This window comes from Kitasatospora sp. NPDC001159, from assembly GCF_053598235.1.
This window is the reverse complement of record NZ_JBSFJV010000008.1, coordinates 84,280-104,463: the sequence shown is the minus strand read 5'-3', so window position 1 is coordinate 104,463 and position 20,184 is coordinate 84,280. Positions and strand designations below refer to the sequence as shown.

Below are 20,184 nucleotides of genomic sequence, written 5' to 3'. Positions count from 1 at the left end.
CGCGGTGCGGGCGGGTCAGGAGCCCGCCGCCACCGCAGCCCGCCGCCGTCGGCCCACCAGGGCCGAGGCGCCGATCACGATCGCCGCGGCGACCAGCGACAGGTACATCTGCTTGCGCCCGTCGGCGTCGGTGAACATGTACGCCATCACGAAGCCGATCATGCCGATGGCGACCCAGGTCAGGTACGGGTACAGCCACATCCGGACGGTGTGCCGCTCGGGCATCTCGCGCTCGATGATCTTGCGCATCCGCAGCTGCGTGGCGCAGATCACCAGCCAGACGAACAGCGCGACTGCCCCGGAGGAGTTGAGCAGGAAGGCGAACACGGTGTCCGGCGAGGTGTAGTTGAAGAAGACGGCGATGAAGCCGAAGACCACCGAGGAGAGGATGGCCACCCGCGGCACGCCGCGGTCGGTCACGGTCGCGAAGATCTTCGGGGCGTCGCCGCGCTGGCCGAGCGAGAAGGCCATCCGGGAGGCGGTGTACATCCCGGAGTTGAGGCAGGAGAGCACGGCCGTCAGCACGATCACGTCCATCACCTGGCCGGCGTGCGGGATGCCCACGTGGTCCAGCACGGCCACGTACGGGCTGGCCTTGACCTCGGCCGAGTCCCAGGGCAGCAGGGTGACCACGAGCAGGATCGAGCCCAGGTAGAAGATGCCGATGCGCCAGATCACGCTGTTGGTGGCCTTGGTGACCGCCTTCTCCGGGTCCTCCGACTCGCCGGCGGCCAGGGTGACGATCTCGCTGCCCATGAAGGCGAAGACCACGGTGAGCATGCCGGTGAACACCGCGCCCACCCCGTGCGGCAGGAAGCCGCCGTGGCCGGTCAGGTTGCTGGTGCCGACCGCGTGGGTGTCAGGCAGCACGCCGAAGGCGGCGAGGACGCCGATCACCAGGAACGCGGCGATGGCGACCACCTTGATGCCGGCGAACCAGAACTCGAACTCGCCGTAGGAGGCGACCGAGAACAGGTTGGTGGCGGTCAGCACCGCCATCACGATCAGCGCCCAGCCCCACTGCGGCACACCGGGCACCCAGTTGTTGAGGATCTTGGCGCCGGCGGTCGCCTCGACCGCGAGCACGACGACCCAGAAGAACCAGTACAGCCAGCCGATGGTGAACCCGGCCCAGCGGCCCAGCGCGCGGTCCGCGTACGCCGAGAAGGAGCCGCTCTGCGGGTCGGCCGCCGCCATCTCGCCGAGCATCCGCATCACCAGCACGACCAGCACGCCGGCCAGGGTGTAGGAGAGCAGGATGCCGGGGCCGGTGGCCGCGATGCCCGCGCCGGAGCCCACGAACAGGCCGGCGCCGATCACGCCGCCGATGGCGATCATCGACAGGTGGCGGTTCTTGAGCCCGGCCTTCAGGTGGCCGTCGCCGCCGTGTCCGACCGGTTCCGACCGGTGGGAGACCTTCGCGGCCATCGCAGACTTGGTGGTGTCCGCACTCATAAGGGGGTGCCCTGTGCCTTTCCGGCGCGGTGTGACCCTCGGCTCGTCGTGCCGGAGGGTGGGGGACAGACCCGCGCATTGCGGTGAAACCTAACTTCTACGCCCGGGTATCGGAACAATCGTTTGATAACTGTTCGCTCACCGGACACAAAGGGCCAGGTCAGAGTGGGTGTAGAGATGGCGGGAAAAGCTCAAATCTGACCATTCGTCAGGGTGGCGGAAGGTCGCCAAGCCCTGCGGGGATCCGGAACTCAGACCGGGTGGAGCTCCAGGACGGTGATCAGTTCGGCGTCCGCCGGTCGCCCGGTGAGACGGGCGGCCAGGATCCGGGGGATGTCGGACTCCTGGGAGTACCCGGGCAGCAGCGTCACCTCGGCCCGCCGCACCCCGGCCTCGCCGCGCACGGAGTACACCGCCCGGTACGAGGTCCGCTCCGGCGGCGGGACCTGGCCCCGGCCGTGACTCCTCCGGCTCCGGACGGTCATGGGCATCGACCTCCTCGGCCCATTGTGGGCACGGTGTGGCCGATCCCGGCAAACCCAGGCAGAGTGGGATTCTCGGGGCAAACTCGATGCCGCTCGGCCGTTTCAGGAGCGACCCCATGCAGACCACCTGGAAGGGGGCGATCAGCTTCGGGCTGGTCAGCATCCCCGTCCACCTCTACTCCGCGACCCAGGAGCACGACGTCCCGCTGCACCAGGTGCACGCCAAGGACGGCGGACGGGTGCGGATGAAGCGGTACTGCGAACGGGAGGAGCAGGAGGTCCCGTACGCCGAGATCGCCAAGGGCTACGAGTCGCCGGACGGCCGGACCGTCACCCTCACCGACGAGGACCTCGCCGACCTGCCGCTGCCCAGCAAGAAGATCATCGACGTGCTGGCCTTCGTGGACGCGGACGAGATCGACCCGCTGATGTTCTCCAAGGCGTACTACGTGGGCGCCGCCGACAAGGCGGCCGCCAAGCCGTACGCGCTGCTGCGCGACGCGCTGGTGGAGTCCGGACAGATCGCGGTCACCAAGATCGCGCTGCGCACCCGGGAATCGCCGGCCGTGCTGCGGGTGCACGACGGGACCCTGGTGCTGCAGACCTGCATCTGGCCCGACGAGGTCCGTCCGGCGGCCGGGATCGCGCCCGAGGAGAACGTCACCGTCCGGCCGCAGGAGCTCAAGATGGCGCGGTCGCTGATGGACACCCTCTCCGAGGACTTCGACCTGTCCCAGCTGCACGACGACTACCAGCAGGCGCTCCAGCAGGTGATCACCGCCCGGCTGGAGGGCGTCGAGCTCCCGCACGAGGAGGAGCCCGGCCCGGCGCCGGACAACGTGATCGACCTGATGGAGGCGCTGCGCAGCAGCCTCAAGCAGGCGAAGGGCGGACGCGCGCCGGCCGCGGAGCCGGAGGAGGAGCCGGCGCCCCGAAAGCGCGCCCCGGCGAAGAAGACCGCCGGGGCCGCCAAGAAGACCGCCTCGGCGAAGAAGACACCCACCCGTAAGTCCACGGCTCCGCGCAAGGCCTCCTGACCCCCGGGCCAGGCGTTCCGTCCCGTCCAGCATTGGAGGCGATCCCGATGGACCTGCTCACCTACAAGGAAGCCGAAACCGGCCCCGACGCCCCGCCGAATCCGAGCCTCGGGCACCGGGCCTGGCGCTGGCTGCTCAGCCTCAGCCCCACCGTCGTGACGTTCATGGTCGCGTTCTCGATCGGCCTGGGCATGGTCGGTGCTCAGACGAGCAGCATGACGGCGCTGGTGCTGATGGCGATCTTCTGGGGCCTGACGGTCATCGCGCTGGTCGGCGTCGTCGCCCGCTGGATGACGCCCGGCCGGGGCAGGCACCGGATGGCGGCCTCCTGACCCGGCCGGTGGTGCGGCGTCCGGGAGGGTTCAGCCGATCCACACCGTGGTGACGTTGCAGAACTCCCGGATGCCGTGCCCGGACAGCTCCCGGCCGAAGCCCGAGCGCTTGACGCCGCCGAAGGGCAGCGCCGGGTGGGAGGCCGTCATGCCATTGAAGAACACCCCGCCGGCCTGGATGTCGCGGACGAAGCGCTCCTGCTCGGTCTGGTCGTTCGTCCAGACGTTGGAGCTGAGCCCGAACGGGGTGTCGTTGGCGACCGCCACCGCCTCGTCCAGGTCGGCGACCCGGTAGACGGTGGCGACCGGGCCGAAGGTCTCCTCGTGGTGGATCCGCATCGCCGGGGTGATGCCGGTCAATACGGTCGGCTCGTAGAAGTAGCCGGTGTCCCAGCCCATCGGGCGGTCGCCGCCGCACTCGACCCGGGCGCCGTGGGTGCGGGCATCTTCGACCAGCTCCTCCAGGTCGTCCCGGCCCTGGCGGCTGGCCAGCGGGCCGACGTCGGTGCTCTCGTCCATCGGGTCGCCGACCCGCAGGGAGCGCATCGCCTCGGTGAAGGCGGCGGTGAAGCGGTCATAGACGTCGGTGTGCACGATGAAGCGCTTGGCCGCGATGCACGACTGGCCGTTGTTCTGCACCCGGGCGCGGACGGCGGTTCCCACAGCCGCGTCCAGGTCGGCGCTCGGCATCACCACGTACGGGTCGCTGCCGCCCAGCTCCAGCACCGCCTTCTTCACCTCGTCAGCCGCGGCGGAGGCGACCGCCCGCCCGGCCGGCTCGCTGCCGGTGAGGGTGACGGCGGCGACCCGGTGGTCCCGGACCACGCCCTCGACCGCGCCCGAGCCGATCAGCAGGGTCTGGAAGCAGCCCTCGGGGAAGCCGGCCCGCTGGAACAGCTCCTCGATCGCGAGCGCCGTCCGCGGGACGTTCGAGGCGTGCTTGAGCAGGCCCACGTTGCCCGCCATCAGGGCGGGCGCGGCGAAGCGGATCACCTGCCAGAACGGGAAGTTCCACGGCATCACGGCGAGGACCGGGCCGATCGGGCGGTAGCGGACGTAGGCGCGGGCGGCCCCGGAGTCGGCCACGTCGGCCAGGGCCGGGTGCTCGTCGGCGAGCAACTCCTCGGCGTTCTCGGCGTACCAGCGCATCGCCTTGGCGCACTTGGCGGCCTCGGCCCGGGCGGCGGCGAGCGGCTTGCCCATCTCCTCGGTCATGGTGCGGGCGACGGCCTCCTGGGCCTGGTCCAGCAGGTCGGCGGCCCGGCGCATCAGCTCGGCGCGGGCGGCGAAGGAGGTGTGGCGGTAGCTCTGGAAGGCGGCCTCGGCGCTGGCCAGCCGTCGCTCGATCCCGGCTGCGTCGAGCGGTTCGAAGGTCTGGACGGTCTCGCCGGTCGCGGGGTTGACGCTGGCGATGGGCATGCGGGGCTCCCTGGGGTCCGGGTCCGGTGCGTCTGCCCTCACACCCTCCCCGACGGCCCGCCCCCGGGCACGCCACCGTCGCCCGGCGTGTCCCGCCGGGGCGCGTTCGGGTGGCGGCGTCACTCCGGCAGCGACTCCACCCGGGCCGCCGCTTCCCGGGCCCGGGCCCCGGCCCTGGTCCGGGCGGCGGTCACCTGCCGGTTGGGGAAGCGGTGCAGGTACTCGGCCTCCAGCTGGCCGGTGCGCAGCGTGTGCCGCTTCAGCGCATCCTCCGAGCCGTACAGGAACGTCTCGTGGCGCGTGCGGTGCAGCTGCTCCAGCTCGTGCAGGAGGGTGTCGTTGCCCAGAGCGTGCGGGGAGATGCCCTCGGGCCGGATGTGCGTGTCGTCGGCGTGCCGCATCTTGGTACCTCCTCGGCGGAAGTCCCCTCCTACCGGGTGCCCGGTGCCCGGCGCCGGTACACCCGTTCGAGCGGGGTGGCGATGGAGGCCGGCGAGACCGTCAGCCGGCTCGGCAGCAGTATCACCTCCATCGCGCTGCCGCTGGTCGCGGTGCTGGCCCTGGGTGCCGGGCCGATCGCGGCCGGCCTGCTGACCGGTGCCGTCTGGCTGCCGTGGCTGCTGTTCGGCCTGCCTGCCGGGACGGCGGAGTGCTCGGCGCACTGGTGGCCCGGCCGCTCTGCAGGCGCCTGGGCACCGCGCGCGGAGTGCGGATCGTGCTGGTCACCGCCGCGCCCTTCGGTCTGCTGATACCGCTGGCCGGCCCCGGCCTCGGCGCCGCGCTCTACCTGGTCGGGCTGCTCGCGGTGGTCGCGGCGGTGGTGTTCGTCAACGTCGGTCTCAACAGCTTCCGGCAGTCCTACACCCCGCCCGCGCTGCTCAGCCGGGTGGGCGCCACCTCGATGTTCGCCAACCACGCCACCATCCCGCTCGGCGCCCTGGTGGGCGGCGGGCTGGGCGCCGCGATCGGACTGCGGGCCACCATGTGGGTGATGACCGGCCTGCTGGCGCTGTGCGGCGCGCTCCCGCTGCTGTCGCCGCTGCACAGCGTCCGGGAGCTGCCGACCACGCCCCCGCAGCCGGGAACGATCGTAGGATGAATTCCTCCGAATCTTCGGGTTCGCCCAACTACCTCCGGACAGGTCGCTGATGCCGCTTCCCAAGGCCGAACTCCACCTGCACATCGAAGGCACCCTGGAGCCCGAACTCGCCTTCGCGCTCGCCGAGCGCAACGCCGTCCAGCTCCCGTACGCCGACACCGAGGAGCTGCGGAAGGCGTACTCCTTCAGCGGCCTGCAGTCCTTCCTGGACCTCTACTACGCGCTGATGGCCGTGCTGCGCACCGAGCGGGACTTCACCGACCTCGCCGACGCGTACCTGGCTCGGGCCGCCGAGCAGGGCGTGCGGCACGCCGAGATCTTCTTCGACCCGCAGGCGCACACCGCCCGCGGCGTGCCGCTCGGTGTGGTGATGGACGGGCTGACGCGGGCACTGTCACGCAGCGAGGAGCGGTACGGCATCAGCACCCAGCTGATCATGTGCTTCCTGCGCGACGAGTCCGCCGACTCGGCGCTGGAGACCTTCGAGGCCGCCCGCCCGTACTTCGACCGGATCACCGGCATCGGCCTGGACTCGGCCGAGGTCGGCAACCCGCCGGCGAAGTTCCGCGAGGTCTACCGCCGCGCCGCCGAGGCCGGCCTGCGGCGCGTCGCCCACGCGGGCGAGGAGGGCCCGGCCTCGTACATCACCGAGGCGCTGGACGTCCTCGGCGTGGAGCGGATCGACCACGGCCTGCGCTGCCTGGAGGACGACGAACTCGTCGCCCGCCTGCTCCGCGAGCAGATCCCGCTCACCCTCTGCCCGCTCTCCAACGTCCGCCTGCGCTGCATCGACACCCTCGCCGACCACCCGCTGCGCGAGATGCTCGACGCCGGCCTGCTGGTCACCGTCAACTCCGACGACCCGGCCTACTTCGGCGGCTACGTCGAGGACAACTTCCGGGCCGTCCGCCAGGCCCTCGCCCTCGACCAGGAGACCACGCGCCGACTGGCCGCCAACTCCTTCCGGGCCTCCTTCATCGACGACCGGCGCCGGGCCGAACTCCTCGCCGAGGTCGAGCGGTTCAGCTTCGCCCCGGCCGAGGGCTGACGGAACCGACGGAACCGACGGGCGTGGCGGAGCCCGCCGCCGCGCCCGACCGTTCGAGGAGGGGCCGCCGCCCCCGGCACCAGGACGGAGGCGGCGAACGGGAATCAGATCAGGGTGCTCCAGTAGTACCAGAACCGGTTGAGGATCAGCAGCGCGATCACCGCGTACCAGAGCGCCGGGACCACCCAGTGGTAGCGCGCGGCCTCCCGGACCACCGCCCGCATCCGCCGGCCCACCGGGATCACACCGCTGCGCAGGTCGTGCAGGGTGGTGTACCAGAACAGCGGGACCATCGCCGCCCAGACCACCATGCAGTACGGGCAGAGCGCGCCGATCCGGTACAGCGCCTGGTACATCAGCCAGGTCACGAAGCCGATCCCGAAGACCGTCCCGGCCTGCAGGCCGAGCCAGAACCAGCGCCGGTACGCCGCCCCGGCGAGCAGCCCGGCGCCGACCGCGACGACGACCCCGAAGCCGACCAGGCCGATCAGTGAGTTGGGGAAGCCGAAGGCCTCCGCCTGGTCGCTGCGCATGATCGAGCCGCAGCTGATGATCGGATTGATGTTGCAGCTGGGGACGTACGACGGGTCCTGCAGCAGCCGGATCTTGTCCAGGGTGAGGACCGTCGAGGCGAACAGCCCGACCGCACCGCCGATCACCAGCAGCCACGCGAACGGACGGCCCGCGCCGTGGGTCCGCGCGGCGGGCGCGGCGGCCGTCACCCGGTCACCTGCTTGACCAGCGCGGTGAACTGCTCGGGGGAGGCGGCCTTGCCGTTGGTGAGGACGTCCAGCTTCTTGCCGTCCAGCCTGACGGTCGGGGTGCCGGTCACGTCGCTCTTGTTGAACTCCTCGTTGACCTTGGCCGCCCACGGAGCGTAGGTGCCGTCCTGGACGGCCTTGACGAAGGCGTCGGTCTTCAGGCCCGGCACCTGGCCGGCCAGGTCGAGGATGCGGTTGACGTCGCCGAAGGCGTCGCTGCGCTCGTCCGGCTGGTTGGCGTAGAGCACGTCGTGGAACTGCTTGAACTTGTCCACGCCCTCGTTGAGCGCGGCGCCGGCGGCGGCCAGCGCGGTGCGCGAACCCTTGCCGCCGAGGTTCTTGTCCAGGAACGTCGCCAGGTGGTACTCGACCTTGTAGGTGCCGTTGTCGGCGAGTTGCTGGACGGTCTTGCCGGTGGTGGTCTCCAGCTGCTCGCAGAACGGGCAGCGGAAGTCCTCGTAGACCTCCAGGGTGTGCGGGGCGTCGGCCTTGCCGTAGGTGATCACGGTGCCGTCGGTGCCGGTCGCGTTGGCCGGGACGACCAGCGGGCCGTTCGCGCCGGCGTCCGACGAGGCGCCGGAGGAGCCGCCGACGGCGAAGGCCACGCCCGCCGCGAGGGCGAGCACGGCGGCGGAGGCGGCGCCGACCACCACCCGGCGGCGGATCCGGTCGGAGCGCTCGGCCTGGGCGCGGGCGGTGTGCATGCGCTCGGTGGCGGTGGTCTTCTTTCCGGTGTTGCGGGTGTTGCTCATGAGGTGTCGTCCTGTGCTCTCGTGTGCTCTCGGGCATGCGGAGGTGCGGGCGCGACGGATCAGGGTCAGCGCCGGGGAGAGAGGACCGGCCGAGCGAAGGGTCTGCTCAGACGGCCAGGGCGAACACCGGCGGACCGCGCCGGACAGCCGGACGGACGACCACGTCCTCGGCCGGGACCAGCGGGCGGCTGGCCGGGGGGAACGGCACCCGCGCCACCGGCCGGGCCGGGACGGGCGCGGCGAGCAGCAGCAGCAGCCAGCGGGCGGCCGCCGGGGAGTGCCGGTGCAGGAACTCGCCCAGCACCCGGACGGCATCGACGAGGCTGGCCAGCGCCGCGTCCGCGCGGCGCAGCCAGAACGCACCGGCCAGCGCGATCACCGTGTGCAGCAGCAGGAGCAGCAGGACGCCGGTCTGCGGGGAGACCCCGTGGCCGAGCAGGAACCCGCCGAGCGAGCCACCGCCGCACAGCAACGGCTGGAAGCCGTGCGCGGCGCCGGGCGGCAGGGAGGGACAGGTGCTCTGCGCCAGGTCGAACAGCCCGCTGACTCCCAGCTCCAGCGGCAGGAACACCGCCGCGATGGCCGGGTAGCCGCGCTCACGGCCGGCCAGCGCGAAGGCGACGGCGAACACCGCGACCGAGGCCAGACACATCGTGCCGACCGGCAGCGCCCGGCCGGTGACCAGCACCTGGCCGAGCCCGGCGAGCAGCACGACGAGCGCGGCGAAGACCGCCGCGCGGAGCGTCCTGGTGACCCGTCCGATGTCCATGGCATCCGAGTCTGCCACAGGTCGAACGCGGAACGGTCCGGTGGAGGGCGGGCTGTGAAGAGCCTCACCACCCTTGCTGAGCTGGGCTTATGTGACTCTTACGGGTGCTCGTGAGAGTCGCGCAGGTGGCCGTCGGCGGCGCTCACCCGGGCCTCGACCAGCTCCCGGAAGTGCTCCAGATCCCCGCGCACCGCCCGCTCGATAGCCCCGGCCTGGGCGAAGCCGCGCGGTCCGCCGAACTCGTGCTGCACCGCCTCCGGGTCGTACTCCACCCGGATCTGCAGCCGGGTGCGCCGGGCGTCGAGCGGCAGCAGCGCGAAGGCACCGCTCAGATGGGCGGAGCTCAGCGTCCGCCAGGCCATCACCCGGCCCCGCCCGCGATCGGTGATCTCGGTGTCGACGGAGAGCTCGGCGTCGCCGACCCGCACCCCGAGGTGCGCGAGGTTGCGGCCGTGCGGGTGGGCGCTGCGGACGCCGTCGACGAACTGCGGGTACTCGTGCACCCGGTGCAGCTGATCCCAGGCGACGAGGACGGGGGCGGCGATGTCGATCTGTTCCTCAAGCGTGCTCATACGCCCTCCTCGCTGCGCTAGGTAGGCGCTTCGCACAACGCGCGCCCTCGATGACTCGCTCGCTGCGCTCGCTCATTGCGGCGCCTCCTCGCGTCCCAGCCTGCTCTTCGGGGGAGGGGGAGGCAAAGCGGGGAGCTGGGTGGGGGACGCGGCGTCGGGGAGGACGGCCGACGGAGGGAGGAGGGGGTGGCGCGAGGCGGGGAGGCAAGAGGCGGGGAGGCGAAGGGGCCGGGCGGTGCGCGGGGCGGGCGGGTGGGGCGGGGGTGCGGGAGACTGGACGCATGCCGGAGCTGCCCGAGGTGGAGGCGTTGAGCGCCTTCCTGTCCGAGCGGCTGACCGGGCGGGTGATCGCCCGGGTGCAGCCGGTGGCGGTCAGCGCGCTGAAGACGTACGACCCGCCGGCGACGGCGCTGGAGGGGCGGACGGTCGGGCCGGTGAAGCGGCGAGGGAAGTTCCTGGACATCGAGGCCGGCGGGCTGCACCTGGTGGTCCACCTCGCCCGGGCCGGCTGGCTGCGCTGGAAGGACAGCCTGCCCGCCGAGCCGCCGCGCCCGAGCCCGAAGAACCCGCTGGCGCTGCGGCTGCGGCTGGAGGGTGAGGCCGGGGACGGCTTCGACCTGACCGAGGCGGGGACGAAGAAGGGGCTCGCGGTCTATGTGGTGAAGGATCCGGCCGAGGTGCCGGGCGTCGCCGGGCTGGGCCCGGACCCGTTGGACCCGGGCTTCACGCTCGACGACTTCGCCGCCCTGATGCGGGGCGACCGGCGCCGGCTCAAGGGCGTGCTGCGGGACCAGAGCGTGCTGGCGGGCGTGGGCAACGCCTACTCGGACGAGGTGCTGCACGCGGCCCGGATGTCGCCGTACAAGCTGGCCGCCAGCCTGACCGAGGAGGAGACGGCGCGGCTGTACGAGGCGCTCGGCAGCACGCTGCGCGACGCGGTGGAGCGCTCGCACGGGCTGGCGGCGGGGGAACTGAAGGCGGAGAAGAAGCTCGGGCTGCGGGTGCACGGCCGGACCGGCCAGCCCTGCCCGGTCTGCGGGGACACCGTGCGTGAGGTGTCCTTCTCGGACTCCTCGCTGCAGTACTGCCCGACCTGCCAGACCGGGGGCAAGCCGCTGGCGGACCGGCGGCTGTCGCGGTTGCTGAAGTGACACCCCGGGCGGGACGGTCCGCGGACCGCCCCGCCCGGGCGAGCTCAGCGCTTGATGGCGACGCCGCCCCAGTAGTACGCCGCCTTCGGGTCCGCCGGCGGCTCGCCGTCCGGGCGCCAGGCCAGGACCGGGGCGACGCCCGGCTCGACCAGCTCCCAGCCGTCGAAGAAGCGGAGCACGTCGTCGTAGCCGCGCGGCACCAGGGTCATCCCGCCGGCCCGGGCGGCCTCGGCGACCTTGCCGACCGCCTCCGGGTCGAAGTCCGGGGTGGGGGTGGTGAGGGCGATGCCGCTGCCGACGGGCAGGGCGTCGCGCAGCGCGGCGACGCGGCCCCCCGGGTCGTCCTCGTCGGCGATCAGCATCAGCACGGCGATCATCAGCAGGCCGACCGGCTGGGTGAGGTCCAGGGTGGAGGTGAGCGCCGGGTCGGCGAACAGCTCCTCGGGCTTGCGCAGGTCGGCGTGGATGTAGGTGGTGCGGCTGGCCGGGCCGGAGACCATCAGGGCGCGGGCGTGGGCGAGCACGATCGGGTCGTTGTCGACGTAGACCACCCGGGTGCCGGGGCTGACGGCCTCGGCGATCTCATGGGTGTTCGGCGAGGTGGGGATGCCGGTGCCGAGGTCGAGGAACTGGCGGATGCCGTGCTCCCGGGCCAGGTAACGGACGGCTCGGCCCTGGAAGGCGCGGTTGGCCCTGGCCATCTCCTTGACGCTCGGCACGGCCTCCTTGATGGCCTGCCCCATGGCGCGGTCCGGCGGGAAGTTGGTCTTGCCGCCCAGCCAGTAGTCGTAGACGCGCGCCGAGTGCGGGGTGGTGGTGTCGACACCGAAACGTTCCCACTGGCTCGGCCCGGCGGGGTCCTCGTCCTGTGGGCCCTGCTGGGGGAAGTCCTGACTTGTCGTCATGGCCACGTCCTCTGATGGCAGATCATCACACTGAGGAAGGCACAGCGTAGCGGCCCTGACGGGAGGCCGGGCGTCCGGTCGGGGAAGAGTCGGGGCGGCGCCGGGCACGGGGGTGTGCGACAGGTCGTCCTTGGGCTGTCGGAGTGGTGATCGGGGCCGTCGGAGTTGCGCTCGGAGAGCGGCGGTGACTCGCGGGGCAAGCATCCAGCATGCTGTCTGATCGTCAGATTAATGCTCCGAATACGTCTCGGATCACTTCGCGCAGGTTGCTGCTGGTCGCCGCCGGGATGTCCCTGCTGGGTGCGGCCACCGGCTGCGAGAGTCCCTGGAGCGACGGGGACGCCGCCTCGCCCTTGGCCGTGCCCTCACCGGCGCCGCCCTCCGCCCCCGCCCCTGCCCCTGCTTCCGCCTCCCCGTCCGGCTCTTCGTCCGCCGCCGCGGACGAAGAGCCCGTGCGCCGGGTGCTCACCGACGCGGAGAGCAAGCCGGTGTACGAGCTGGACGCGGGGCGACGGGTGGTGGCGCTCACCATCGACGACGGCCCGGACCCCCGGTACACGCCGGCCGTGCTGGCGCTGCTCCAGCAGTACGGGATCCGGGCGACCTTCTTCCTGGTCGGCGAGAACGTCGTCGAGCACGCGGCCCTGGTGAAGGAGATCGCCGACCGCGGCCACCACGTCGGCAACCACACCTGGACCCATCCGGACCTGCGGCACATGCCCGAGGACGCGGTCCGGGACGAACTGGAGCGCACCTCCGACCTGCTGCACCGGACCACCGGTCGGCAGCCCACCTGGTTCCGCGCGCCGGGCGGGGACTGGTCGCCGGTGTCGCTCAAGGTGGCCGCCGACCTCGGGATGCGGAACATGGCCTGGTCGGTGGACCCGCGGGACTGGGCCCGGCCGGGCACCTCGGCGATCACCGACCGGATCCTCAAGGGCACCCGGCCCGGGGCGATCGTGCTCAACCACGACGGCGGCGGGGACCGCTCGCAGACGGTGGCGGCGCTGAAGGCGTATCTCCCGGTGCTGATCGACTCGGGGTACCTCTTCACGGCGCCGCCGAACTGACATGCGAATTCAGGCTGTCGGGCGCCTGATATCGGCAGGCATTGGCCGGTGGCGCGGGTAGCGGCTTTGCCGTCTAAACCACTCGAAAGGGTGGTTTGGGAGAACCGTTTCTGCGGATTCTGGGCCTCTAGGGTGATCTCGCACCAATCCCTCAGGTACCGCGCGTACCACCTGAAAGGCCCTCACCCATGCGTCTCCGCAACGCCGCGCTCGCCGTCGCCAGTGCCGTCGCCCTCGTCCTCGCCGTTCCGATGTCCGCCAACGCCGCCACCGGTGATTTCCTCTACAAGGTCGGCCCGTTCCCGGGCGTTCCGGCCGGGATCGCCGACCCGGGGAGCGGCAAGTGCATCGACCTTCCGTTCACCACTGAACAGGACCCGGGCTTCGCTCCGGAGAACTTCACCAACTCCACGGCGACGGTGTTCCTCGACTTCGCCTGCTCGGGTGACGTCTTCTACGTGATGAACCCCGGCAAGAGGCTCGGCGACCGACTGAAGCTGCGCTCCGTGGTCTTCTCCTGACCCTCGGACCCCTCTCCGATCCGGCCGCCCCCTTCTCCGACCCGGGCCGGCGACGCGCGGGGCGGTTCGGCGACGGCCTGGAACCGTCGAGCTGCCCGCCAGGACGGCATGCGCGTAGCGTGACAGGGAGGGGGACGCCGTCCCGGCCACGGAGGAGGAGCGATGTCCGTACCGGAACTGGATGTGGGGAAACAGGAGGACTTCGCCGGACGCGTGGTGGAAGTTCTGAACGATGCCTGCCTGGGACTCCTGACCAGCATCGGGCACCAGACCGGGCTCTTCGACGTGATGGCCGGGCTCGCGCCGTCGACCAGCGAGGAGATCGCACGCGCCGCCGGGTTGAACGAGCGCTACGTGCGCGAGTGGCTGGGCGGCATGGTGGTCGCCGGGTTCGTCGAGTACGACCCGGGGCAGCGCACCTACTCGCTGCCGCCCGAGCACGCGGCGTCACTGACCAGAGCGGCCGGCCCGGAGAACATGGCGGGCATGATGCCGTTCCTCGCCATGATGGGTGAGGTCGAGCAGGAGCTGCTCGGCCACTTCCGCACCGGCGGCGGAATGCCGTACTCGGCGTACCCGCGCTTCCGGCGGCTGCAGGCGGAGGAGACCGCCCAGGTGTACGACCAGGCGCTGGTGGACGCGATCGTGCCGCTCGCGCCCGGGCTGACCGAGCGGCTGCGGGCCGGGATCGACGCGCTGGACGTCGGCACCGGGCAGGGGCACGCCGTCACCGTGCTCGCCAGGGCCTTCCCCGAGAGCCGGTTCACCGGCATCGACATCTCCGCCGAGGGCGTCGCCGCCGCCCGCGAATCGGCGACCGGCCTCGGCCTCCACAACGCCTGGTTCGAAGTCGCCGACTCCGCCGAGCTGACCGGCCGGTACGACCTGGTGACCGCCTTCGACGTGATCCACGACCTGGCCCGGCCGACCCGCACGCTGGCAGCGATCGCGGGCGCGCTGCGGCCCGACGGCGTCTTCCTGATGGGCGACATCTCGGCCAGCAGCAAGCTGGAGGAGAACATCGACCATCCGCTGGCGCCCGCGCTGTACACCTTCTCGACCTTCTACTGCATGCCGGTCTCGCTCGGCGAGGGCGGCGAGGGGCTCGGGACCGTCTGGGGCGAGCAGACGGCCCGGCGGATGCTGGCGGAGGCCGGGTTCCGGTCGGTGGACGTGAAGCGCGTCGAGAATGACGTGCTGAACCTGTACTACGTGGCGCGGCCGGACGGTGCGGCGGGCGGCTGAGCGGACCGTCCCGGTTCCGGTTGGGCCGGGGGTGGCCGGGGGCGGGCCGGGTGGCGGGGTGGCCGCGGTCGGGCGGTCGGCGTAGCTTCGAACTGTCCGGCCCGGTCGCCGGCGCCCCGCCGTGCCCAGTGCGGCCCGTCAGTGCCCGTGGTCGGGCGCCGCAGCCTGGGCAGAGCGAAGGAGGGCCTGGGATGACCGGCAACGGTTACGCACACCCCGAGGCGCTGGTCCGCACCGAGTGGCTGGCCCACCACCTGGACGACGGGACGATCCGGATCGTCGAGGTGGACGAGGACACCACCGCCTACGACCGGGACCACATCCCCGGCGCGGTCGGCTGGAACTGGACCACCGACCTGCACAGCCAGGTCGGCCGGGACTACGTCGACCGCGAGGGCGTCCAGCACCTGCTGCGGGCGGCCGGGGTGGAGGACGACACCACCGTGGTGCTGTACGGCGGCAACAACAACTGGTTCGCCGCGTACGCCTACTGGCTGCTGCGACTGCGCGGCTTCGGGCCGGTGCGGCTTCTGGACGGCGGGCGCAAGAAGTGGGAGCTGGAGGGGCGGGAGCTCACCCGGGAAGTGATGGACTACCAGCACACCGGCTACCGGCTGACCGGGCCGGAGCGCCCCGAGCTGCGGGCGCTGCGGGACGAGGTACTGGCCAAGGCCGAGGTGTTCGCCAAGCCGGGCGCGGACGCGGTGCTGGTGGACGTCCGCTCCCCGGCGGAGTTCCGGGGCGAGCTGATCGCGCCTCCGCACCTGCCGCAGGAACAGGCCCAGGTGCCCGGGCACATCCCGGGGGCGGTGAACGTGCCCTGGTCGCAGGCGGCCAACGACGACGGGTCGTTCCGGTCGGCGGAGGAGCTGCGGGCGCTGTACGGGGGCAAGGGCGTGGAGGCGGAGCGCGAGGTGATCGCCTACTGCCGGATCGGCGAGCGGTCGGCGCACACCTGGTTCGCGCTCACCGAGCTGCTGGGGTACCCGCACGTGAAGAACTACGACGGCTCGTGGACGGAGTACGGCTCGCTGGTCCGGGCGCCGGTGGCGCTGGGGGCGTAGTGCGCCGCCGTTCGGGTGGGGCGGCTGTGGGGCGTGAGTGACGGGTGGGGCGTGCGGCGGTGCTGTGGCGCCGTCATTTCGGCGTGTTTCTTTTCATGAACATCTCACGATCGGGGAGTGGGCCGCGGTCCACCGGGACAAGGATCGATCCAACCCATCGTTCCGGTGATCCTGGAGGACCACGTTGCGCAAGAGGCTGATCGTCTCTGCTGCCAGTGCCCTGAGCCTGTTCCTGGCCGTCCCCGCCTCCGCCGCCGACTTCCAACCCGGCGCAGCCGGGGTCGGCGACTCCTACTACCCGACCTACGGCAACGGCGGATACCGCGTCTCGCACTACGACATCCGCCTGAAATACCAGCCCACCACCGACGAACTGGAGGGCACCACCACCATCCTCGCCACGGCGACCCAGGACCTGTCCCGGTTCAACCTCGACTTCGCGCTGAACGTCTCGGAGGTCCGGGTCAACGGGCGGCCCGCGACCTTCGCCACCAGCGGCGAGCAGGAACTGGAGATCACCCCGGCCCGGCCGCTGGCCAAGGGCAGCCAGGCCACCGTGGTGGTGCGCTACAAGGGCGTGCCGTCCACCGTGAAGAAGTACGGCTTCACCGCCTGGCTGCGCACGCCGGACGGCGCGGTGGCGGCGGGCGAGCCCGAGTCGGCCTGGTGGTGGTTCCCGAGCAACGACCACCCGAGCGACAAGGCCACCTTCGACGTCTCGGTGCAGGTGCCGGACGGCAACCAGGTGATCAGCAACGGCATCCTGACCGGCGCCACCTCGCAGGCCGGCTGGACCCGCTACAGCTGGCGGGAGAGCAAGCCCCAGGCGACGTATCTGGCCACGCTCGCGGTCGGCAAGTTCGACATCAGCACGGACACCACGCCGAGCGGGCTGCCGGTCTACAACGCGTACAGCAAGGACCTCGGCGACAACGCGGACGCGGCCCGGGCCAGCGTCGAGCGCACGGGTGAGCTGGTGGACTGGCTGAGCGGCATCTTCGGCGACTACCCGTTCAGCTCGGTCGGCGGCTACGTCCCCAACGTCCCGACCGGCTTCGCCCTGGAGGCCCAGACCCGGGTCTTCTACAGCCCCCGGCAGTTCGCCAAGGGCGCCAACACCTCGGTGGTCGTCCACGAGCTGGCCCACCAGTGGTACGGCGACAGCGTCTCGCTCTCCCGCTGGAGCGACATCTGGCTGAACGAGGGCTTCGCCCGGTACGCGCAGTTCCTCTGGTCCGAGCACGAGAACGAGGGCACCGCGCAGGAGCTGGCCGACTACGTCTACGCCTCGCACCCGGCCGGCGACCCGTTCTGGACCGTCAAGCCGGGTGACCCGGGCCCGGACAACCAGTTCGCCAGCGCCGTGTACGACCGGGGCGCGGTGGCCATCCAGGCGCTGCGCAACACCGTCGGGGACGAGAAGTTCTTCCAGATCCTCAAGGGCTGGCCCACCGAGCGCCGCTACGGCAACGCGACCATCCCGGAGTTCCAGGCGTACGCGGAGAAGGTCTCCGGGCAGAAGCTCGGCGACCTCTTCAACACCTGGCTGTTCACCGCCGCCAAGCCGGCCGTCGGGCCGGTGCCGGCGGGCACCGCGGCCGCCGCCTCGCTGGCGCCGGGGGCGGACCGGGGTGACGGGCAGCTACCGGTGGAGCCGAAGTCCTGGAAGAAGATCCAGGACAGCACCGCGCTGCACGACGCCGAGCGCTGACGCCGCACTGGTGCTCAGCAGCCCGGTGAAATGACGGGTACGGCCCGGTCGCTCATGGACGTGAGCGGCCGCGCCGTGCCGCTCCGGGGCCGTCGGCCGCCAGCAGTTCGGTGAGGCGGCGGACGGCGAAGGGTATGAGGTCGCGGACCGGGATCAGTCGGCAGGGCGCGTTGCCGACCAGCACCTCGCGGATGCCGGCCCGCTCCTCGAACTCCCGCCCCACGACCGGGAAGTGGGTGTCGTTGTCGTTGCCCACGTCGGGTGTCTCGATCCAGACCCGCTCGCCCTGGATCGCCATCGGGAAGCGGCGCAGCTTGAGCCGGCGGTTGGGGGCGAAGGTCTCGGCGTAGTGCAGGAAGGTGTTGCGGTTGTGTCCGACGCCGATCAGCAGCACGTACCCGCCGAGGTCGTGCAGTGCGCCGAAGGGCGACTCCCGGCCGACGGCGAAGCCGAGCGAGCGGCGGGCCGTGACCTCCCGGGCGTGGGCGCCGACGGCGGCGACCGAGGCCTGTGGGTGGGCGCTGCGGAGGCTCTCCGGCAGGGCGCGCAGCGCCTCGGCTATCGCGCCCATCCGGGACGGCAGCTCGGGGTGGAACAGCGGGACGGCGGCCCGGAGTTCGGCGACCTCGGGGGTGGGCAGGCCGGCGTGGTCCGGCGCCGGGTCGCAGACCGTGCCGGTGGTGAAGGTGGGCACCGCGACGGTGCCGCCCGGCCCGACCGCCTCGCGCAGGCTGGCCACCACGGCCTCCGCGCCGCCCTCGACCCGGCCGAGGCTGGAGAGCGAGGAGTGCACGATCAGCGACATGTCCTCGCGGACGCCGACCCGGCGCCAGCCGTCCGCGAGGTCGGCGGTGGTGAGCGGGCTGGTGCCCGGTGTGGTCATGGGTCCCCCTGGGGTGACGGTGTCGCTGGTGGTTCCGGCGCCGGTCAGGGCGCCGTTGGAGCTGGTCCGATCATTCGCGCCCGACCATAGCCGGTGGCACTGACAATCGGTCAGGAGGGTGGCACCCTCCGTCAGCTGGCGGCCGCGTCGCAGGTCAGCGGGCCGCCGCCGCGGACGAGGATCCGCATGGGCTCCAGGCTAGGGCCCGGTGTCAACCGGTTTGGTCAGACGGTGTGCGGGAGCTTCGGGCAGTCGGTGGAGCCGGTGGCCTCCTGGCCGGGGAGATGGGTCGGGTCCAGGGGGTGAGCGGGGTGGCGCGGGCCGTACTCGGGATGCAGGAACTTCGTCGAGTGGTCACCCTATGGCTCTCCGATGTGCGTCGGTCGGTACGTCGGTGCCGGTGCGTCGGGAGCGCGGGTGCTGCTGGGGAGAGTGCGGCGTACCGCCCGCCGGGCGTCGAGGGGCCGGTGCGTCGTGGTCGATCGAGGGGTCCCGGGTTCTGCGGCTTCCAAATTTCTCTCGATGTGAAGTATCTTGATGTCGAGATTGATGTGATCGCGAAACGGGGGACCGGTTCATGCGGGGGAACGGACTGTTGGCGCAGCTGCGGCGGCCGCCGGGCGGGCGGGACGCGCGGATCATGCTGCTGGCCGAGGGTGCGGACCGGACCGGGACCGGGGTGTGGGCGGCCGCCTCGGTGCTCTACTTCACCTACGTCTGCGGGATGGACGCGGGGCGGCTCGGTCTGCTGCTCGGGGTCGGCGCGGTGGCGGGGATAGCCGGATCGCCGCTGGCCGGCCGGGCGGCCGAGCGGCTGCCGGTGCGCGGGCTGCTGATCGGCTGCCACCTGCTGCGGCTGGGGACCATGGGCCTGCTGCTGGTGGTCGACCACTTCGCCGCGCTGCTGGCGGTCGTCGCCCTGACCTGCCTGGCCGAGCGGGGCGCCAAGACCCTGGAGATGCTCTTCGCCACCCGGGTCGCGGGCGAGCGGCGCGGCACCTACCAGGCACTGTTCCGCAGCGTGGCCAACGCCGGGTACGCGGTCGGCGCGGGCGTCGCGGCGGTCGGCCTGGCGGTGGGGACGACGACCGCCTACCGCGCGCTGATCCTGGCCAACGCGCTCTCCTACGTCCTGGCCGCGGCGATGATCTGGCGCACCGAGGAGCCGGACGGCCGCGGGCTGGTGGCGGCGCCCGAGCCCGCGGAGGCGGGCGGTGGGCCGGCGGGCGGTGCGCCGGCGGACGCGCCGAGCCCCTGGCGGGACCGCGGCTACTTGCTGTTCGTCCTGCTGGACCTGCCGATGTGTCTGGACGACTCGATCCTCAACGTCGGTCTGCCGCTGTGGCTGATCCACCACACCGACGCGCCGCACGCCCTCGTCCCGGTCTTCCTGACCCTCAACACCGTGCTGGTGGTGGTGTTGCAACTGCGGGTCTCCGCCTGGGCCGAGCGGTCGCGCGGGGCGACCACGGCGGTCGGCTGGTACGGGGTGATCCTGCTCGCCACCTGCGTGCTGATCGCGCTCTCCACGGGTGGCGGCCCGTGGATCGCCTCGATCGCCCTGCTGGCCGCCGCGGCGCTGGTCACCCTGGCCGAGCTGATGCGCTCGGTCAGCTCCTGGGAGTTGGCGGTCAGCCTGGCGCCGCCGCGGGCCCGGGCCTCGTACCTGGGGGTGGCGGGGATGTCCCAGTCGGTGCAGAAGTCGGTGGGGCCGATGCTGCTGACCAGCGCGGTGATGGCGGCCGGCCCGGTCGGCTGGCTGGCCCTCGGGGCCGCGTCCACCGGCCTCAGCGCGGTGCAGCGCCGGGCGAGCCTGCGGCGGCTGGCGGCGGTCGAGCCGGAGCGGGTCGCGGTCGGTGCCGGTGCCGGCATCGGATGAGGGGAGGTGCTGGCCCAGGGCCCTCC

The 20,184-nt window shown here is 72.1% G+C and carries 22 protein-coding genes; 12 read left to right on the top strand and 10 right to left on the bottom strand.

Annotation, left to right across the window (positions count from 1 at the left end; genetic code table 11):
• Positions 1-15 precede the first annotated feature (15 nt).
• Both ACWC9T_RS06870 and ACWC9T_RS06865 read right to left on the bottom strand, forming a co-directional pair.
• Positions 16-1,428, bottom strand: a complete 1,413-nt coding sequence (locus tag ACWC9T_RS06870; protein WP_449820030.1) for an amino acid permease — start codon at positions 1,426-1,428, stop codon at positions 16-18.
• Positions 1,429-1,706: 278 nt separating this feature from the next.
• Positions 1,707-1,940 carry a hypothetical protein gene (locus tag ACWC9T_RS06865; protein ID WP_449820000.1) on the bottom strand — a complete coding sequence of 78 codons (234 nt, stop codon included), beginning with the start codon at positions 1,938-1,940 and terminating at the stop codon, positions 1,707-1,709.
• A gap of 116 nt (positions 1,941-2,056) precedes the next feature.
• Between ACWC9T_RS06865 and ku the strand changes: the two genes are divergently transcribed.
• Positions 2,057-2,977 carry a non-homologous end joining protein Ku gene (ku, locus tag ACWC9T_RS06860; RefSeq protein WP_449819999.1) on the top strand — a complete coding sequence of 307 codons (921 nt, stop codon included), beginning with the start codon at positions 2,057-2,059 and terminating at the stop codon, positions 2,975-2,977.
• Positions 2,978-3,024: 47 nt separating this feature from the next.
• The gene (locus tag ACWC9T_RS06855; RefSeq protein WP_449819998.1) at positions 3,025-3,309 is read left to right on the top strand and encodes a hypothetical protein; all 285 of its coding nucleotides are present in this window, start codon (positions 3,025-3,027) and stop codon (positions 3,307-3,309) included.
• A gap of 30 nt (positions 3,310-3,339) precedes the next feature.
• Here ACWC9T_RS06855 and ACWC9T_RS06850 read toward each other — a convergent pair whose 3' ends face one another.
• Together ACWC9T_RS06850 and ACWC9T_RS06845 are read right to left on the bottom strand one after the other, a co-directional pair.
• Positions 3,340-4,728 carry an NADP-dependent succinic semialdehyde dehydrogenase gene (locus tag ACWC9T_RS06850; protein ID WP_449819997.1) on the bottom strand — a complete coding sequence of 463 codons (1,389 nt, stop codon included), beginning with the start codon at positions 4,726-4,728 and terminating at the stop codon, positions 3,340-3,342.
• 119 nt (positions 4,729-4,847) lie between these two features.
• Positions 4,848-5,129 carry a DUF6158 family protein gene (locus tag ACWC9T_RS06845; RefSeq protein WP_449819996.1) on the bottom strand — a complete coding sequence of 94 codons (282 nt, stop codon included), beginning with the start codon at positions 5,127-5,129 and terminating at the stop codon, positions 4,848-4,850.
• On the opposite strand from ACWC9T_RS06845, the gene ACWC9T_RS06840 reads away from it, so the two are divergent.
• Genes ACWC9T_RS06840 through ACWC9T_RS06830 form a run of 3 tightly spaced genes read left to right on the top strand, consistent with a single transcriptional unit; the run spans position 5,121 to position 6,875 of the window.
• Positions 5,121-5,477, top strand: coding sequence for a hypothetical protein (locus ACWC9T_RS06840; protein ID WP_449819995.1), 357 nt, complete (start codon positions 5,121-5,123; stop codon positions 5,475-5,477). The two genes, ACWC9T_RS06845 and ACWC9T_RS06840, sit on opposite strands and share 9 nt — an antisense overlap.
• Positions 5,444-5,827 (top strand): hypothetical protein, encoded by a 384-nt coding sequence (locus ACWC9T_RS06835; protein ID WP_449819994.1) that lies wholly within the window; start codon positions 5,444-5,446, stop codon positions 5,825-5,827. Before ACWC9T_RS06840 ends, ACWC9T_RS06835 begins: the two co-directional genes overlap by 34 nt.
• A gap of 49 nt (positions 5,828-5,876) precedes the next feature.
• Positions 5,877-6,875, top strand: a complete 999-nt coding sequence (locus ACWC9T_RS06830; RefSeq protein ID WP_449819993.1) for an adenosine deaminase — start codon at positions 5,877-5,879, stop codon at positions 6,873-6,875.
• Between the two features lie 104 nt (positions 6,876-6,979).
• Here ACWC9T_RS06830 and ACWC9T_RS06825 read toward each other — a convergent pair whose 3' ends face one another.
• The 4 genes from ACWC9T_RS06825 to ACWC9T_RS06810 all read right to left on the bottom strand — a co-directional run bounded on the left by ACWC9T_RS06825 (position 6,980) and on the right by ACWC9T_RS06810 (position 9,729).
• The gene (locus ACWC9T_RS06825; RefSeq protein WP_449819992.1) at positions 6,980-7,597 is read right to left on the bottom strand and encodes a vitamin K epoxide reductase family protein; all 618 of its coding nucleotides are present in this window, start codon (positions 7,595-7,597) and stop codon (positions 6,980-6,982) included.
• Positions 7,594-8,388, bottom strand: a complete 795-nt coding sequence (locus ACWC9T_RS06820; RefSeq protein WP_449819991.1) for a DsbA family protein — start codon at positions 8,386-8,388, stop codon at positions 7,594-7,596. The genes ACWC9T_RS06825 and ACWC9T_RS06820 overlap by 4 nt, the downstream gene beginning before the upstream one ends.
• A gap of 106 nt (positions 8,389-8,494) precedes the next feature.
• Positions 8,495-9,157 carry a hypothetical protein gene (locus tag ACWC9T_RS06815; RefSeq protein ID WP_449819990.1) on the bottom strand — a complete coding sequence of 221 codons (663 nt, stop codon included), beginning with the start codon at positions 9,155-9,157 and terminating at the stop codon, positions 8,495-8,497.
• A 98-nt stretch (positions 9,158-9,255) separates the two neighbouring features.
• Positions 9,256-9,729, bottom strand: coding sequence for an SRPBCC family protein (locus ACWC9T_RS06810; protein WP_449819989.1), 474 nt, complete (start codon positions 9,727-9,729; stop codon positions 9,256-9,258).
• 281 nt (positions 9,730-10,010) lie between these two features.
• On the opposite strand from ACWC9T_RS06810, the gene ACWC9T_RS06805 reads away from it, so the two are divergent.
• Positions 10,011-10,880 (top strand): Fpg/Nei family DNA glycosylase, encoded by an 870-nt coding sequence (locus ACWC9T_RS06805; RefSeq protein WP_449819988.1) that lies wholly within the window; start codon positions 10,011-10,013, stop codon positions 10,878-10,880.
• 44 nt (positions 10,881-10,924) lie between these two features.
• Here ACWC9T_RS06805 and ACWC9T_RS06800 read toward each other — a convergent pair whose 3' ends face one another.
• Positions 10,925-11,785 carry an SAM-dependent methyltransferase gene (locus tag ACWC9T_RS06800; RefSeq protein ID WP_449819987.1) on the bottom strand — a complete coding sequence of 287 codons (861 nt, stop codon included), beginning with the start codon at positions 11,783-11,785 and terminating at the stop codon, positions 10,925-10,927.
• Positions 11,786-12,051: 266 nt separating this feature from the next.
• On the opposite strand from ACWC9T_RS06800, the gene ACWC9T_RS06795 reads away from it, so the two are divergent.
• From ACWC9T_RS06795 to ACWC9T_RS06775, 5 genes are all read left to right on the top strand, one after another.
• On the top strand, positions 12,052-12,855 hold the full coding sequence (locus ACWC9T_RS06795; RefSeq protein WP_449819986.1) for a polysaccharide deacetylase family protein: 804 nt from the start codon (positions 12,052-12,054) through the stop codon (positions 12,853-12,855).
• A 188-nt stretch (positions 12,856-13,043) separates the two neighbouring features.
• The gene (locus ACWC9T_RS06790) at positions 13,044-13,376 is read left to right on the top strand and encodes a hypothetical protein (RefSeq protein ID WP_449819985.1); all 333 of its coding nucleotides are present in this window, start codon (positions 13,044-13,046) and stop codon (positions 13,374-13,376) included.
• Positions 13,377-13,538: 162 nt separating this feature from the next.
• Positions 13,539-14,621 carry a class I SAM-dependent methyltransferase gene (locus ACWC9T_RS06785; protein ID WP_449819984.1) on the top strand — a complete coding sequence of 361 codons (1,083 nt, stop codon included), beginning with the start codon at positions 13,539-13,541 and terminating at the stop codon, positions 14,619-14,621.
• A 191-nt stretch (positions 14,622-14,812) separates the two neighbouring features.
• Positions 14,813-15,685 (top strand): sulfurtransferase, encoded by an 873-nt coding sequence (locus tag ACWC9T_RS06780; RefSeq protein WP_449819983.1) that lies wholly within the window; start codon positions 14,813-14,815, stop codon positions 15,683-15,685.
• A 184-nt stretch (positions 15,686-15,869) separates the two neighbouring features.
• The gene (locus tag ACWC9T_RS06775) at positions 15,870-17,396 is read left to right on the top strand and encodes a M1 family metallopeptidase (protein ID WP_449819982.1); all 1,527 of its coding nucleotides are present in this window, start codon (positions 15,870-15,872) and stop codon (positions 17,394-17,396) included.
• A 52-nt stretch (positions 17,397-17,448) separates the two neighbouring features.
• Here the strand turns inward: ACWC9T_RS06775 and ACWC9T_RS06770 are convergent, their stop codons facing one another.
• Positions 17,449-18,279: an aminoglycoside N(3)-acetyltransferase gene (locus ACWC9T_RS06770; protein ID WP_449819981.1), complete on the bottom strand. Its 831-nt coding sequence runs from the start codon at positions 18,277-18,279 to the stop codon at positions 17,449-17,451.
• A gap of 577 nt (positions 18,280-18,856) precedes the next feature.
• Between ACWC9T_RS06770 and ACWC9T_RS06765 the strand changes: the two genes are divergently transcribed.
• Positions 18,857-20,158 (top strand): MFS transporter, encoded by a 1,302-nt coding sequence (locus ACWC9T_RS06765; RefSeq protein ID WP_449819980.1) that lies wholly within the window; start codon positions 18,857-18,859, stop codon positions 20,156-20,158.
• Positions 20,159-20,184: the final 26 nt, after the last annotated feature.

What these genes read in the sequence shown, in the direction of transcription:
- ku (WP_449819999.1), top strand. Translation starts at nt 2,057, where the DNA reads ATGCAGACCACCTGGAAGGGGGCGATCAGCTTCGGGCTGGTCAGCATC.
- ACWC9T_RS06855 (WP_449819998.1), top strand. Translation starts at nt 3,025, where the DNA reads ATGGACCTGCTCACCTACAAGGAAGCCGAAACCGGCCCCGACGCCCCG.
- ACWC9T_RS06770 (WP_449819981.1), bottom strand. Translation starts at nt 18,279, where the DNA reads ATGACCACACCGGGCACCAGCCCGCTCACCACCGCCGACCTCGCGGAC.
- ACWC9T_RS06800 (WP_449819987.1), bottom strand. Translation starts at nt 11,785, where the DNA reads ATGACGACAAGTCAGGACTTCCCCCAGCAGGGCCCACAGGACGAGGAC.
- ACWC9T_RS06830 (WP_449819993.1), top strand. Translation starts at nt 5,877, where the DNA reads ATGCCGCTTCCCAAGGCCGAACTCCACCTGCACATCGAAGGCACCCTG.
- ACWC9T_RS06815 (WP_449819990.1), bottom strand. Translation starts at nt 9,157, where the DNA reads ATGGACATCGGACGGGTCACCAGGACGCTCCGCGCGGCGGTCTTCGCC.
- ACWC9T_RS06790 (WP_449819985.1), top strand. Translation starts at nt 13,044, where the DNA reads ATGCGTCTCCGCAACGCCGCGCTCGCCGTCGCCAGTGCCGTCGCCCTC.
- ACWC9T_RS06765 (WP_449819980.1), top strand. Translation starts at nt 18,857, where the DNA reads ATGCGGGGGAACGGACTGTTGGCGCAGCTGCGGCGGCCGCCGGGCGGG.
- ACWC9T_RS06845 (WP_449819996.1), bottom strand. Translation starts at nt 5,129, where the DNA reads ATGCGGCACGCCGACGACACGCACATCCGGCCCGAGGGCATCTCCCCG.
- ACWC9T_RS06805 (WP_449819988.1), top strand. Translation starts at nt 10,011, where the DNA reads ATGCCGGAGCTGCCCGAGGTGGAGGCGTTGAGCGCCTTCCTGTCCGAG.
- ACWC9T_RS06870 (WP_449820030.1), bottom strand. Translation starts at nt 1,428, where the DNA reads ATGGCCGCGAAGGTCTCCCACCGGTCGGAACCGGTCGGACACGGCGGC.
- ACWC9T_RS06865 (WP_449820000.1), bottom strand. Translation starts at nt 1,940, where the DNA reads ATGACCGTCCGGAGCCGGAGGAGTCACGGCCGGGGCCAGGTCCCGCCG.
- ACWC9T_RS06820 (WP_449819991.1), bottom strand. Translation starts at nt 8,388, where the DNA reads ATGAGCAACACCCGCAACACCGGAAAGAAGACCACCGCCACCGAGCGC.
- ACWC9T_RS06810 (WP_449819989.1), bottom strand. Translation starts at nt 9,729, where the DNA reads ATGAGCACGCTTGAGGAACAGATCGACATCGCCGCCCCCGTCCTCGTC.
- ACWC9T_RS06850 (WP_449819997.1), bottom strand. Translation starts at nt 4,728, where the DNA reads ATGCCCATCGCCAGCGTCAACCCCGCGACCGGCGAGACCGTCCAGACC.
- ACWC9T_RS06785 (WP_449819984.1), top strand. Translation starts at nt 13,539, where the DNA reads ATGTCCGTACCGGAACTGGATGTGGGGAAACAGGAGGACTTCGCCGGA.
- ACWC9T_RS06780 (WP_449819983.1), top strand. Translation starts at nt 14,813, where the DNA reads ATGACCGGCAACGGTTACGCACACCCCGAGGCGCTGGTCCGCACCGAG.